General features: G+C 45.6%; 9 protein-coding genes. 6 read left to right on the top strand and 3 right to left on the bottom strand.

Annotated features, from left to right (window positions below):
• Nucleotides 1-382: 382 nt before the first annotated feature.
• A complete protein-coding gene (locus AC4IE7_RS11670; RefSeq protein WP_490777042.1) occupies nt 383-3,055 on the top strand; it encodes a cation-transporting P-type ATPase in 2,673 nt (890 codons plus the stop codon).
• Nucleotides 3,056-3,212: 157 nt separating this feature from the next.
• Here the strand turns inward: AC4IE7_RS11670 and AC4IE7_RS11665 are convergent, their stop codons facing one another.
• On the bottom strand, nt 3,213-3,707 hold the full coding sequence (locus tag AC4IE7_RS11665) for a hypothetical protein (protein WP_490777019.1): 495 nt from the start codon (nt 3,705-3,707) through the stop codon (nt 3,213-3,215).
• A gap of 1,270 nt (nt 3,708-4,977) precedes the next feature.
• Between AC4IE7_RS11665 and AC4IE7_RS11660 the strand changes: the two genes are divergently transcribed.
• The 4 genes from AC4IE7_RS11660 (at nt 4,978) to AC4IE7_RS11645 (ending at nt 9,327) form a co-directional block, all read left to right on the top strand.
• Nucleotides 4,978-6,804: an SLC13 family permease gene (locus AC4IE7_RS11660; protein WP_490777018.1), complete on the top strand. Its 1,827-nt coding sequence runs from the start codon at nt 4,978-4,980 to the stop codon at nt 6,802-6,804.
• A 352-nt stretch (nt 6,805-7,156) separates the two neighbouring features.
• Complete coding sequence (locus tag AC4IE7_RS11655; RefSeq protein ID WP_490777017.1) at nt 7,157-7,879, top strand: isochorismatase family protein; 723 nt, start codon at nt 7,157-7,159, stop codon at nt 7,877-7,879.
• A gap of 439 nt (nt 7,880-8,318) precedes the next feature.
• Nucleotides 8,319-8,558, top strand: coding sequence for a heme-binding protein (locus AC4IE7_RS11650; RefSeq protein ID WP_490777016.1), 240 nt, complete (start codon nt 8,319-8,321; stop codon nt 8,556-8,558).
• Nucleotides 8,559-8,775: 217 nt separating this feature from the next.
• Nucleotides 8,776-9,327, top strand: a complete 552-nt coding sequence (locus AC4IE7_RS11645; RefSeq protein WP_490777015.1) for a DUF924 family protein — start codon at nt 8,776-8,778, stop codon at nt 9,325-9,327.
• 28 nt (nt 9,328-9,355) lie between these two features.
• Here the strand turns inward: AC4IE7_RS11645 and fusA are convergent, their stop codons facing one another.
• Nucleotides 9,356-11,428 carry an elongation factor G gene (fusA, locus tag AC4IE7_RS11640; protein WP_490777014.1) on the bottom strand — a complete coding sequence of 691 codons (2,073 nt, stop codon included), beginning with the start codon at nt 11,426-11,428 and terminating at the stop codon, nt 9,356-9,358.
• Between the two features lie 589 nt (nt 11,429-12,017).
• Here fusA and AC4IE7_RS11635 point away from each other — a divergent pair.
• The gene (locus AC4IE7_RS11635; RefSeq protein WP_490777013.1) at nt 12,018-14,411 is read left to right on the top strand and encodes a response regulator; all 2,394 of its coding nucleotides are present in this window, start codon (nt 12,018-12,020) and stop codon (nt 14,409-14,411) included.
• Between the two features lie 76 nt (nt 14,412-14,487).
• Here AC4IE7_RS11635 and AC4IE7_RS11630 read toward each other — a convergent pair whose 3' ends face one another.
• Nucleotides 14,488-14,835, bottom strand: coding sequence for a hypothetical protein (locus AC4IE7_RS11630; protein WP_490777012.1), 348 nt, complete (start codon nt 14,833-14,835; stop codon nt 14,488-14,490).
• Nucleotides 14,836-14,860 lie beyond the last annotated feature (25 nt).

The raw sequence follows: 14,860 nt of genomic DNA, 5'->3' as shown, positions 1-14,860 counted from the left end.
GATGAGAAGGAGGCAATTTTAGGGACTTCTGACCAAGTCATGGGACGACACTTTGCCGTCACGTTTTATCGCTGCTGCAATGCGGGTCTTCGCAATAGCGGGTTTTTACACATTTCCGCGCCTTGATTCGGCACTTTTATTTGAGAATCTGTCCGGCTTAGAGTTATTCAGAGGTCTTCAAAGAATCGGATTATTACTAATATTATTTTTGTGCTTTTGAGTACAAGAGAGTCCGCAGATGGTTAGTGATATTTGGTGGTATAGCTTAGCGTTGCTGGTAATTGTGGTTCTGGTCGTTGCTGGAATACGACACTTAAAGCGCAAACGCGACAAGATTTCCAATCAACCCGGTCAATCACCGGCTTTTGATGACCATTGGTATATGATCGATTTCAGTCAGGTGCTATCCAGACTGGATAGCACCGAGTCTGGGCTATCATCGGAAGAGGCCAATGATCGTTATCTTCGATATGGGGCAAATCGATTACCCGAGCCTGATCCTGTTCCTTCCTGGTTGCGATTTCTCTATCAATTTCACAATCTGCTTATCTATGTCTTGATTGCTGCAGGTTGCGTAACCGCAATACTGCAACACTGGTTGGATGCCAGCGTAATTTTTGGTGTTGTGCTGATCAATGCCTTAATTGGTTATCTCCAGGAGGGGAAGGCAGAGAATGCTCTGAATGCTATTCGGCAAATGCTCTCTCCCCATGCGATGACTTTGAGAGATGGCGCACAACTGACCCTGGATGCTGAAAATCTGGTTGTGGGTGACGTGGTTCATTTGCAATCCGGTGATCGCGTGCCAGCAGATCTCAGACTGATCTGGGTTAAAGGACTTCAGATCCAGGAGTCTGCACTAACGGGTGAATCGATAGCTGTCGAGAAACAGACTGCTGAGCTGGAAATGGATGCCCCTTTAGGGGATCGAATCAATATGGCCTACTCAGGTACCTTGGTAACCCATGGTCAGGGTAGAGGCGTTGTAGTTGCAACCGGCGTAGAGACAGAAATTGGTCGTATTGGATCATTGGTTGCCGAGGTTAAAGCAACCACAACGCCCCTGTTGCGCCAAATGGATCAGTTTGGCCGTTGGCTTACCCTCGCTATTCTCATAGTTGCTTTTATTACTTTCCTTTTTGGAATCTTTTTACAAGGTTACCATGCATCGGAAATGTTTCTCGCCTCAGTCAGTCTTGCTGTTGCTGCAATCCCAGAAGGTTTGCCAGCGATCATGACAATTACACTGGCCATTGGTGTGCAGCGAATGGCGCAACGGAATGCGATTATTCGAAAACTACCCGCTGTAGAGACGCTGGGTTCGGTAATGGTGATCTGTTCGGATAAAACCGGAACATTGACTCGAAATGAAATGGCTGTGCGCAGCATAGCAACCTGCCAGGATGGTTTTAGAGTCTCTGGTGCAGGATATGACCCTCACGGGAGTATTACCCTGAATGGTGAAGAGATACGGGTTGAGGATCAACCGCTGCTTGGAGAGGTCTTCAGGGCGGGCGTTCTTTGTAATGATGCATCACTGCAACAAATCAGTGATCTTGAATGGCGGGTTCATGGGGATCCCATGGAGGGTGCGCTATTGGTTGCAGGAATAAAAGCAGGCATTGTCCAGGAGGTCGCCAATAAGCAACATCCTCGCACTGATTTGATTCCTTTTGAATCAGAGCATCGATTTATGGCGACACTTCACCATAGCCATAGTGGTGGTGCCTTTATCATCATAAAGGGCGCCCCTGAAGAGCTAATAAAAATCTGTAAACTGCAGCGCACTTTGAATGGTGATGAAGCAATTGATCAGGAGCTGTGGCTGAAACGTATCGATGAAATGGCTGGACGAGGGCAGCGGGTTCTGGCTATAGGAATTAAACCGACACCAATCAATAAATTGGAACTGAACTATCAAGATGTTCAAAACGGTATGATCCTGTTGGGAATGTTTGGCCTCATCGATCCTCCCCGCAATGAATCAATTGATGCTGTAAAACAGTGCCACCAGGCCGGTATTAGAGTGAAAATGATTACCGGTGACCATAGCGCTACAGCACTTGCGATCGCTCGACAACTTAAACTGACGAATTGTAGTGAAGCGCTAGAGGGGCAGATGTTGGAGCAAATGGATGACCAACTACTGAGTGAGCATGTGATAAAAGTCGATGTTTTCGCCAGAGTGAGCCCTGAGCATAAGCTGCGACTCGTTTCCCTATTGCAGGAGCAGCAACAAGTAGTTGCGATGACGGGAGATGGGATCAATGATTCACCTGCATTGAAACGTGCTGATGTTGGTACAGCAATGGGTCAGAGCGGTACTGAAGCTGCAAAGGAAGCATCTGAAATGGTACTGGCCGATGATAATTTCGCCTCGATAATTTCTGCTGTGGAAGAGGGGAGGACGGTCTATGACAATTTGCAGAAGGCAATACTGTTTATTTTACCGACCAACGGTGGCGAGGCATTAATTATTCTGGCTGCAATTGTATTGGGTTTTAGTGAATTACCACTGACCCCTGTGCAGATTCTATGGGTGAATATGATTACGGCAGTGACACTGGCATTGGCACTTGCTATGGAGCCATCCGAACCTGGGGTAATGCAGAGAAAGCCACGAAAGGTAGGGGAGCCACTATTGACCCCTTTTCTGATCTGGCGAATATTTTTTGTTGCAACTATTCTCACCGGAGGTACTTTTGGACTCTTTCTCTGGGCAGGCGAGCAGGGAATGAGCATCTCTGAATCAAGAACCATTGCTGTGAACACCCTGGTTATGTTTGAAATATTCTATCTCTTCAACTCGCGCTATATTATTGCGCCTGTATTGAACTGGCGTGGTCTGGTCGGTAGTCGTTATGTTCTTTTCGCAATCGGTCTATTGCTGGTGTTTCAACTGGGGTTTACCTATTTACCTCAGCTGCAGTATCTGTTCGGAACTGCGTCCATTGAACCTGGAGTTTGGCTGTTAATCACCTTGGTAGCTTCGAGTGTATTGATTCTTGTTGAGATCGAGAAGTTTCTCTATCGAAAGATCTTCACCAGGCAATAGATTTTGAGAAGGTTCTGTGGTGAGGTGAGAGAAATTCCGCTTTATGCCAGAGACACTAAGATAAGAATGTCTCAATTGAGAACTAGAATCCTGCTAAAAAAACCACTGTCCCGGCATTCTGCCAAGACAGTGGCTTTAATTAACATAGAGTCGAGGCTTATTCAGCTGCAGCGACTTTCTTCTTGCTGGTTCTACGACGCCGACGTTTTTTTGTATCAACGGCTTTTTCCAGAGCTTTAGCACTCTTTTCAAAGTCTTTAACCATTTTAGCCCGTGCAGATTGCATGGCAGTGTAAAGACCTTTTGCCAGTCGGGCAGCTTTACGCTGTTCACTGACTAATGCGGTACGATCAGCTTTGACCTGTTTCAGCTTGTCTTGAGCAGCACTCAGACGCTCTTTGGCTTTAGCCTTACTGGCTGCTGTTTTTGCAGTTCCAGCAGCAGCGCGTGCTTTTTCAACCCGATCGTTATTGGTTTCGACCAGCTTGTCTTGGCGCTCGAGTGCCTTGTCAGCTTTAGTTAATCTGGCCAGTGCACGTTTATTTGCAGCTGATAGATTGATGTCGGCTTGCAGAGCTGCAGTGATTGTTTCCATGGAAACAACTTTTCTTTTTGCTCTGCGACGCTTCTTTACAGTTTTCTTTAGAGCCATTGGTACTCCTATATGATTGAAATGACGTGCATAATATAGTTCGAGATGAGCATAAGAACAACACCTCATTAACATTTATTAATACAAATTCGATATTTTTTGCTGAATACAGCGTTATTTTGTCAAAAAACAGATTAAATCGTGAATAAGGTTTCGTCCGATTATTTATTTTCTGAAGTTTTTTAAGATCTTTTATCTATTCTGGATTGAGAACGTGGTGAGTAAAAATGCTTTAGATCAGGTTGAAAATCGAACGGATTAGTCTGCCATTGAGAATCGGATCAAGGTAAATTCAAATCTTCCACTCACCACAAACCGACTCATGAATTGATCTGAGGATTCATACCACTCAGTCTGGTAGTTGGAATGGAAACCTCTAATGAATTTAGTTTCCTTAAGTTTAGTCCGATTTCTAAAAAATCACCTTGCTAGGGTTTATGGTGGGTGCCTGATTTCTAACATTCGCTGGAGATCATAATTGAAGTGGATGGGGTTCATCTTCAGAAGGCCAAGAAAGTTTTTTTTGCCATAAATTTGTTCACAACTAAGTGTGATTTTATTTTAGTGATTATCACCATCACAAAAACATTTTTTTGCATCAAAGCATTCACTGTTTTCTAGATCCGGACAGTGTAGTGAATAGTGGAGTCTGAAGGTGAAAATAATTGTAGTAATCAAATATAAATCTATACACCGAAAGAAGAAGGTCTTCGAACTACTGTTCCTTTAGGTTCGAAGCGTGTCGATCTCTGCGAACAGCTATTGTTCACATCACCTTTAATCCCCTTTGTTTGATATGAGTTGTGCATGTTTTTAGTGCAACAGAGATTGCACACAATGAACAATAGTAGTGCGCAGAATAGCTGCAGACTGGAGAGAGAAATTATTAACCGATTGATATATAAAGAAAATAAAAATTGGCCCGTTTACTGCATTACACTTCATGTATCAAGCGGAACCCCCGCTTTGTGCATTGTGATCCTCCACATTATCCCGGCACCCCTGCCGGGATTTTTTTTACTACATGCTCAGCAGCTATACTGATTCCTAACTGCTCCAGGTAGGATCCTAGTGGGCTGCACAGCTTCAAAGGATCAAGGCCCGAAGAGTGTCATGATATGAGAAATATCATCGGAAATGAGTCTCTTTGGGTTAATCGAAGGGTAGATAGATAGCAGGGGTTGCAAATTGACCTGAACCGATAGAAAAAATCCTGACAGGTTGCTGCTAATCTAAACAATAATGAATAACTCTGGAAACCGAAATTCATATGATTGAAAACGGAATGCCCAATCCCCACATGATTGCTGTACTCCTGCTTACAGGATTGGCACTTTTGCTCTTCAGCCGGGAGAAAATACCTCTCGAGAGTTCATCACTTGTAATTCTCTCTCTACTTACCCTGGGATTCGAGATTTTTCCTTTTGAAGGTCCATCGGGCGTTATTGACTCAGTCGATTTTTTTAACGGATTTGGTCATGAAGCGTTGATTGCAGTGAGTGCTTTGATGGTGGCAGGCCATGGCCTGGTCAGGTCTGGAGCACTGGAGCCGATAGGGCGAACATTGGCGAGGTTATGGAGCATAAGCCCCAGTATGTCATTTCTCGTGACACTGCTGATTGCTGGTGTATTGAGTGCATTTATAAACAATACGCCGATAGTTGTGCTGCTATTACCAATTCTGGTCAGCGTATCGCTGAAGACCAAAACTGAGGCATCTTCTCTACTCATGCCGATGGGCTTTGCAACTTTGATCGGGGGTATGAGTACTACTATCGGCACATCTACCAACCTTTTGGTCATTGGTGTCGCTTACGATATGGGACTGGATCGGATAGAGATGTTCGATTTTATTGTTCCAGCGTTAATAGCCAACAGTATAGGTCTGGTCTACCTTTGGTTGGTAGCACCCCGAATCTTGCCCAATAGGGGACTGGTTCTGGCTGACAGTTCACCTCGAATCTTCACTGCCCACCTTGTTATTAAAGAGGAGAGCACTGCTGCTGGAATGACTTTGTCAGAAGTCATCGCTTTAACCCACAATCATCTGCAGGTTGATCGTATTCGGAGAAGTGAAACGACCTATATCCTGCCACTACCAGATGCGGTGATTAATCCGGGCGACCGATTGTTGGTTCACGATACGTCATCGCGTCTGAAAGAGTTTGAACAAATACTTGGTGCAACTCTCTATTCAGGTGGGGAGGAGGTCAATGATGACCACCCCTTGCGCGCAGAAGATCAACAATTGGCCGAGGCGATTGTTTTCAGAGGTTCTCCACTGCAGAATCGTACACTAAATGAAATGCGTTTCGCAGATAGCTACCAACTGGTTGTATTAGCTGTTCATCGCGCAAATGCCCGTATTAAATCGATGCCGCATGGCTTAGGGAATCTAAATCTTCGTGTTGGTGATGTTCTGCTGGTGCAGGGCAAACGTGAGCAGATAAGTGAACTAAAACAGCAGTCAATTGTTATGGTTCTGGATGCGACTACCGATCTGCCCCACACCCGAAAAGCACCATTTTCTCTCGCGATCATGTTCGGGATTATCCTGTTTGCAGCCAGCGGTATTTTACCCATTGCTGTCAGTGCACTTACTGGGGTGCTACTGATGCTGTTATGTGGCTGTTTGACCTGGCGCGATATCAGTCGAGCTTTGAACGCGCAGGTGGTTCTGATTATTGTTGCCAGTCTTGCCCTGGGGAACGCATTGTTGATGACTGGAGGAAGTGAATTCCTTGCTGCAAGTTTTGTCAGCTTAACCGAAGGGGCATCACCTGCAGTTATTCTAAGTGGTTTAATGCTGTTAATGGCAGTGTTGACTAATGTGGTGTCAAATAATGCAGCGGCTGTGATTGGTACACCAGTGGCAATCGGGATTGCCCAAAGCTTGAATTTATCCCCTGAGCCATTTGTGCTGGCGGTTCTATTTGGTGCAAATATGAGCTATGCCACACCTATGGCCTATCAGACCAATTTATTGGTAATGAGTGCGGGTAACTATACTTTCAGTGACTTTCTCAAGGTAGGGTTACCTCTGATTCTGATAATGTGGCTGGCATTCAGTTGGTTATTGCCATTTTTTTACGATTAGCCAGGTTACAAAGCATATCGCTTTCAGCCACAGCACACCTCCCTTTAGATTCCTTCCTTCAATCTCAATTATGTAGCATCTGCTACAGAACATCTCTACCTCGTTGTCTAGCATGATCTTGCCGTTGGCCAGCTGATCGTTCAGAAGCACCACACTTGTGAACTTCTGAACAAGTGATCGGCTGAGATTACCGCCAAAATGGGCCGCTTGGACTAGTGATAAAAGGCCCTGGTACTTGTGATTTGTGCCTTGAATCGCCCATTCTGTTCGACAACCTGTTCGGTTCAGTCTTCATTGGAGATTCCATGGGTTCAAGCAGTCACTTTTTTATTAATTTATTAGGTGCAATACCATGAAGAAAACGATTTATTCACTGTTCATGATGGTGACTTTGACAATCTCTCTACCTCTTTTAGCCGAAGAGGAGCCGTTAAAACTGGTTAAGCAAAAAACAGCTTTGCTTGTCACCGATCCACAAAATGACTTTCTTGATGAGAAGGGCATAGCTTACGGGCTGTTCGCAGAGAATATTAAGGCATTGGGAACAATTCCAAATATTGAGAAGTTATTCCTGACCGCTAAACAGCTCAGTATCCCTGTTTTTGTAAGCCCGCATGCCTATTTTCAGCATGATCACAGTTGGGAGAATCCTGGTGCTTTGCAGAAACAACTGCTGGAACTGAAGGTATTCAATCGCAAAGATGCAGTTTATGCCACTGGCTTAAAGGGTGCAGGGGCTGATTTCCTGGATCAATACAAGAAGTACATACTCGATGGCGAGACTGTTGTGACCAGCCCCCATAAAATCTATGGACCTGATAGCAATGACTTGGTTCTACAGCTACGCATGCAGGGTATAGATACAGTGGTTCTTGCTGGTTTGGCTGCGAATCTATGTACTGACTCCCACCTGAGAGAGTTGGTGGAAAATGGCTTTAAAGTGGTGGTAGTAAAAGACGCAGTTGCCGCACCAGGGGCTGAAGCCTATCAGGCTGCACTGGTCAACTATGGATTAATTGCCAATATGGTTGTCGATACTAAAGAGGCAGTTAAGTTGATGACAGGATCAATTTAAGGAGTCTTTAGGGCCTGTTAACAGGCCCTAATAGCCCACTAGTGCACTTTTGAAACTTCTGGGTAGGGGCTGCCCCACCCAGGGGGCAATGCATGTTCTATATCATCTTCTTTAAACAGTGGCAGTTTGTGTGACTTTTGTTATAACAGTTTCCGTCAATCGACTTCAGTCCTGGCCGCTTTGTTAGAAGAGGGGCGTATACCCAACCAGGTTCAGAACAATCCTGGGGCTCGCTTATTAACCCGGCGACTAAGTATGTCGTCTTCAGGGTTTCAAGCCTGCCCTTGATCAAGGCGCGGCTCGCAGGCAATGGTTGTTCCCTTGTCAAGAGCCGCAACACCGAGCAAGGGCTGGCTTGAAACCCCTAACAATATGATTTTTAAAAGAGAGGCCGAAGTGTGCCTGCCTGCTGACTGCGTTATCAAAACTTGCTGTAGGAGTGCTACAGCGGCGTTTTGATGCCTTGCTGCAGGCAGGCACACTTCGGCTGAAGACAACATACTTAGTCGCCGGGTTAATAGTTGGTGGTGGACTTGTTATCGAGGCTCAAGGTGAAACTGTAGGTGGTATTGGTGTATCCGGTGCTCCTCCAGGCTCTTCAGAGCGAGACAGTATTGATGGGGATTGTGCTCAAGCCGGTCTACAGGCGATTTGGGAAGATCTGGAATTTACCGACTGAACATGAAGCTACATACCTACCGACCAAGCTGCGTCTTATACAATCGAGTCACGTCTGCGAATGCTCACTATGTTCCTGAATAATTTCAAGTGATGCAGGGTTCGGCCCTGCCGCACCATGCCGATCTGAAATATAATCACCTTATTCTTCGTAATGGTCTATAAAATATGAAGAAGAGTTGTAGATCGGCCCAGTATTATATCCTAACGAGGCAACTATGGTGGTGGAAACCCCGGAAGAGATAATCGATTTTTGGTTTTCCGACGATGTCAAACCACGCCATTTCAGTTCGACACCTGATTTCGACCTGCTCTTGGAAGAGCGCTATCTAGGACATTGGGAAAAGGCGAAAGCGCATCAGCTTGATGAATGGTTAGCAAACGCTCAAGGATGCCTGGCATTGGTTTTGATCCTGGACCAGTTTCCGTTGAACATATTTCGAGGCCAACCAGAGAGCTTCTCTACCGAACAGCAATCCAGAGAGGTTGCTCAGCATGCAATAGACTCCGGATTTGATAGCTCCCTGACATTGCATCAGCGTGCATTCCTATATCTGCCATTTATGCACAGTGAATCATTGAAAGACCAGGACTATTCGATTGCGATGTTTGAAAAGGCTGGTATGCAGGACAATCTTAAATGGGCAAGACACCATCGGGAGATTGTGAGGCGTTTTGGTCGGTTTCCCCATCGTAACAAGATTCTGAACCGCGAAAACAGCAGTGATGAGATAGCCTATCTTAATTCTGAAGAGGCTTTTCGAGGTTGACCACTATAGAGGTGACCTTAACTCTTTTCTATCTCCCCATGGTCTTCATTATCTCTTGAGATACCGGTGCAAAGTGATCAAATTCCATAGTAAAAGAGCCGCGGCCATGTGTCGCTGATCGCAGTTCTGTGGTGTATCCAAACATTTCAGAGAGTGGCACAATATTACGAATGGCTTTAATGCCACCAGGCCTGTCTAACATACTTTCTATTACTGCGCGCCTGTTGGACAATTGACCAAGCACATCTCCAAGATGCTCTTCAGGTATCAGAACTTCGCAACTTACTACAGGCTCCAATAGTGTGGGTTTGCCCTTTTCCAGGCCTTGGCGTAACGCCATACTGGCGGCTATTTTGAAAGATAGTGGATTCGAATCGACTTCGTGAACTGAGCCATCGATCAGCGTCACGTTAATGCCGGTTACCGGGTATCCGCCGATGACTCCACTACGTGAGGCTTCATCTATGCCAGCTTCGATTGATGGGATAAACATTGACGGGATAGCGCCGGACTTTATCTGGTTCTCGAAAACAACGCCCTCTGAGGCATGGTTGGGTGTAATTGAGATGATTACATGTCCATATTGACCATGTCCTCCGCTTTGTCGCACAAACTTACCTTCGGCACTACTAACCTTCTGAGTTACAGTCTCTTTATATGCGACCCTGGGCGTTCCGGTACGTACGTTGACACCTTGTTCACGTTTGAGTCGTTCTAGAACAACTTCCAGATGCAGCTCTCCCATGCCACCCAGAAGGGTTTGGCCAGTCTCTTTATCTGTTTCAAATTTAAATGTCGGATCGTCCTCAGCAAGGTGATGTAATGCATCAGCCAGCTTGTCATTGTCCTGAGCAGTGATAGGAGAGACTGTAATTTTGATAACAGGCTCAGGAAAAGCAATGGACTCGAGCACTATCGGATGTTTATTCGCGCAGAGTGTATCACCGGTTACCGTCTTCTTAAGACCAAGAAGTGCTGCTATATCACCGCTGTGAATTTCCTTTATATCCTCCCGGTGCTCAGCGTACATTCTCTCCAGGCGGCCAACTCGTAAAGTCTGATTATCTCTAGGGTTGAGAATGTTTGAACCGGATTGGAGTACCCCTGAATAGACGCGTACGTAGCAGAGTCTGCCGGCATAGGGGTCTGTTACTGTTTTGAAGATCAGAGCACTTAAGGGAGCTGATTCATCAGCTTGACGCTCAATCACTGCATCTGTTTCTGGGTGCCTTCCTTCAACCGCACCTACGTCGAGAGGGGAGGGAAGGTACTCAACAATGGCGTCCAAAAGTGGCTGAACACACTTGTTTTTAAAGGCACTGCCGCAGAGCACAGGGGTCACACTATTGTTTAATGTTGTACGCCGAAGCGCTGCCTTAATCTCAGTTTCGATAATATCTGATCCATTCAACCAGAGATTGAGGAGTTCATCATCCTGCTCGGCGATTGCCTCAATCATCACGCTACGGGCAGATTGGGCACTCAGCATAAGCTCGTCAGGTATCTCTTGATCTACCGGTGGCCTATCGAGTTCGTCATGCCAAATCAGGCATCGCATGGAAATTAAATCGATAATTCCCTGATATTCGCTCTCTACCCCCAGAGGTAGTTGAACAATGACTGGGTTTGCTGACAATTGTTTGCGGATGGTTGCGACTGAATTCTGCAGATCAGCACCCAATCTATCCATTTTATTGATAAAGCAGAGTCGGGGTACACGGTAACGGTCTGCCTGTCTCCAGACAGTTTCGCTTTGCGGTTCTACCCCTTGAGACGCATCAAACACTACCACAGCACCATCGAGTACTCTGAGCGCACGTTGTACCTCTGCGGTGAAATCGATATGCCCTGGTGTGTCGATGAGATTGATCTGGTGGTCGCGCCAATAGGCTGTGACCGCCGCATCCACAATGGTGATGCCGCGCTCGCGTTCCTGATCCATCCAGTCTGTAATGGTGGTTCCGCTGTCGACTGATCCCACCTGGCGAGTGCGCCCACAGTAGTAGAGCATGCGCTCTGTGGTTGTCGTTTTACCGGCATCAATGTGGGCGATTAGACCTATATTTCGAATTTGATCAATTTGAGAAGTGGTATGAGTCATAAACTATCAGTTGTGGATGCCCAGCCCTATAGTGGGCCTCTGAGTGTTACCGAATTTACCGAGGAGATACTAGAGTATGCCTGACAGCCGAAAAACATCAAGATTCTGGATTATGCTCTCTGGTTTGATTTCGGAGAATCATATAGCCTTTTGTAAAACTTGGGGTTTTGTAGATATGGGGGAAGATGAGTACGTCTTTAAGAAGCGTTGATTTTTGAACATCTGATTGTCATCTTAGGGCAGCTATTAATTTTCAGCGTTGTTCAGATATCTGCCTGATGCTACTAATCAGTAGTTACATGAGTGACTGATTGGTGCAAATGCGTTAATCTCGACGGGCAGATTCAATATGAGGACTCTGATCGATTCAACCGCGGCTTTGTGACGCAGAAAAATCTGGCTCTCTTATTAAAAGCTTGGCAGCAGTGGGGCTATGCTCTCACTTTTCCTTAGACTTAGAGCCAGAATAATTCTCATTACATCGCTCACATTACAGAATTAATCAGATTTTCTTCAGGCTGCAACAGATACTGGTCGGAGATAGTTTTACAACTGGCTTATATGCCAGAAATCATACAGGGTGAATGGGATGTCCTCATCTGACAATTTAATGGATTATGGCTCACTTGATCAGCTACAGAGACTGTTGATCCAACTCAAAAGCAACTGGCCCGTACTCCCTTCGGGAATGTGGAATAGCTCTTGCGTTCATACCACACTTCGTCTGCTGCATGATTTGGGAAGAAAAGGTGAAGCATCCAACTTGATTAATGTCTTAGAACTCTCTCGATCGATTGAAAAAATCATCAGTGATGTCTACGAAGAGAATATGCAAGCAGATGAAGAAGAGATTGAGAAACTCAATCAATACCTTCAGCAACTCACAGATGCAATAGAAGCCTCAGACTCAAAACAGGTTGCCCAGGAGTCCTTTACTAACTCTTACGAGGTGCTCTACCTGCCACGGAACAAAGTATCCGGGGATCTGATCTGTTCAGCCATTGAAAAAAATGGATGGTTAGTCAATCAGCTCTCTGATATTGATGCATTAAAGGCTGCCATATTGCAATATCAGTCTGAAGTTGTATTGCTGGATACAGAATATCTGCCTCAGATCGAGGTATTGAATAAAGCCTTCGCAAAAATCGATCCCTCAAAAGCAGAAAAACCGGAACTGATTTTTATATCCAACCATTGTGATGTCGAAATTCGACTAGAGGTTTTGCGTGCTGGGGCAACCCAGTGCTTTTCTGAACCTATCAGTATTAATGACCTGATATTGAGTATCAAAGAGGCTATCTCACCAGAACTGAAACCGCACTACAGGGTTTTAGTGGTGGAAGATGATGTTTCTCAATCAAAGTTTGCCTGCAAACTGCTCAAGAAGGGTGGATTTGATACCCTGGCTATCACAGATCCTTTGAATGTCATGGATGCGGTGCAAGGTTTTCAGCCAGACCTGATACTAATGGATCTCTATATGCCAGGTGCTAACGGTATCGAACTGACTCAGTTAATCAGGGATAGAAGGGACGCCAGTTTTATGCCGATAGTCTTTCTTTCCGGTGAAGATGACGTGGAAAAGAAAATATTGGCACTCTATTCCGGTGCTGATGACTTTTTAACAAAGCCTGTACGTCCTCAACATCTTATTGCAACTGTGCTAACACGCATTAAGCGGGCTAAAGAGATGATCAGTGGCTCCAATACGAGCATGGTTGATAGTGTCTCTGGTTTGGTAAATCGTCGTCGTCTGCTGGATGAGTTGGATATGATCTGCATCAGACTCTCAGTGGAGAGAGAGCAGTGCGGGCTTTTCGTCATTACGGTGGAAGGCGAAGATGCCACGACAGAGGATAGTTTTACCCCAACTGATAATGCCTTAGTAGCGCGGATCGCAGATGTATTGGGGCCTGTGCTGGGGAAACGGGATCTGCTGTCGAGAACAGGCAGAAGAGGCCTAGGCGTTCTCGTGGAACGGGCTTCGATGCATGATATCGAACGCTTGGGAATGGATCTCTATCAACAGGTTCGGAATGAACTTTTACAGGGTAATCAGATTGATCTCAGCTGGGGGATCGGTCTGGTAACTATCGATGCTCCCGATCTCGCTGCTTATAAGTATCTTAAGCAGGCAGAAATCATTGCTAAAACCGCAGCTGATGAAGAGGCGGAGCACTATCTGCAGCACAATGAAGCAGTTCGACTGAAAACAGCAACCCACCAGGAAATTCCTGATGAGCTGCTAAAGGAGCGAGTCAGAACAGCATTAAAGTCTGGCTTTGTGGAGTTCCACGAACAACGTTATCTGGCACTGCATGAGGATGGGGCAGTTGTTGAGCATATTCCAAGTTTTGTATCAGCTACCGGACTTACATCTGAAATAGGGGATATCTATCAAAGCGCGGGTAGATTCAATGGCATGGGTTTGCTGAATCGCCTGGTCTGTAAACATGCAGTGAGAATGTTGGGTGAGGTGGCATTCAGAGGGATTCCCAACAAGGTTTTGGTGTGGATGTCCGGGCTCTCCATTCACGATGACCAGTTGATACCTTTCCTGCAGTCTGAATTGAGGAAGCTGCATGTCGTAGGTACCGGGTTAATCATCGAGTTTGACCTGCCGTCCCTTGCGCCAGAACTTAAACGGGCGAAAAAACTGTTGGATGAACTCTCTACATTAGGCATAACCATCCTGCTGGGAAATTTTGCCTGCAACGATACTGCATACAAGGTTTTATCCTACCTCCAGGCTGATGCTGTCAGGCTTCATCCTTCGTTGTTACGCGTGGATGATGAACAGATTGACAGAATCGTTTCAGATGTTCGGGCTTTAAATGCCTTCATCATTCTTCCGAAAATCGACACATCTCAAAAACTGAATTTACATTGGTCAGAGGTCGCTGACTATATACAGGCTGAACATTTGGCGCCGGTAGCGGCAAAGCCGCTCTTGCAAGGCCTGGATAGTGTTGAAACACATTGATTTGTAAATTTACTTGAAGATGGTGGTTGTTTGCGACTAATTTGATAATATTGATATCAGGTCGGTCAAAATCTGATCAGCTGTCGTGAATGTAATTCACCAATACTTCAGCGGATATCTTGTCAATTGAGAGCATGATTTCACAATATTCCGGCTGTGTGTTTATTGGCGTTGGGTCATCTGCACAGTTACAGCCCGCCTCAATTCCACTATAAATGATAGCGACTTTTACCTGGATGGTTGATCTGTCGTCATGGTAATTCATAACCATGACATTAAAAGGTTCATCGCTGACAATACTGCTAAGCTTCAGACCTTGCTGGAGTGGTAGTTTATTGGCATCGACAGCCTCCAATTCATGCTTTAAGGTCTCTTTGAAGTGATTTGACTGCCAGGCGTCACGTGTTTTTGAGAGGAGGATCATCTGAGACTCCTGATCATGGGTTAGT

The organism is Candidatus Thiodiazotropha sp. AKAK3 (assembly GCF_058244645.1).
Note: the sequence above shows the minus strand (reverse complement) of the source record. Positions and strands in the feature narration are given on the sequence as shown.

Excerpts from the sequence above, each read along its gene's own strand:
- AC4IE7_RS11670 (WP_490777042.1), top strand. The coding sequence starts at position 383 with ATGATCGATTTCAGTCAGGTGCTATCCAGACTGGATAGCACCGAGTCT.
- AC4IE7_RS11665 (WP_490777019.1), bottom strand. The coding sequence starts at position 3,707 with ATGGCTCTAAAGAAAACTGTAAAGAAGCGTCGCAGAGCAAAAAGAAAA.
- AC4IE7_RS11660 (WP_490777018.1), top strand. The coding sequence starts at position 4,978 with ATGATTGAAAACGGAATGCCCAATCCCCACATGATTGCTGTACTCCTG.
- AC4IE7_RS11655 (WP_490777017.1), top strand. The coding sequence starts at position 7,157 with ATGAAGAAAACGATTTATTCACTGTTCATGATGGTGACTTTGACAATC.
- AC4IE7_RS11645 (WP_490777015.1), top strand. The coding sequence starts at position 8,776 with ATGGTGGTGGAAACCCCGGAAGAGATAATCGATTTTTGGTTTTCCGAC.
- fusA (WP_490777014.1), bottom strand. The coding sequence starts at position 11,428 with ATGACTCATACCACTTCTCAAATTGATCAAATTCGAAATATAGGTCTA.
- AC4IE7_RS11635 (WP_490777013.1), top strand. The coding sequence starts at position 12,018 with ATGTCCTCATCTGACAATTTAATGGATTATGGCTCACTTGATCAGCTA.
- AC4IE7_RS11630 (WP_490777012.1), bottom strand. The coding sequence starts at position 14,835 with ATGATCCTCCTCTCAAAAACACGTGACGCCTGGCAGTCAAATCACTTC.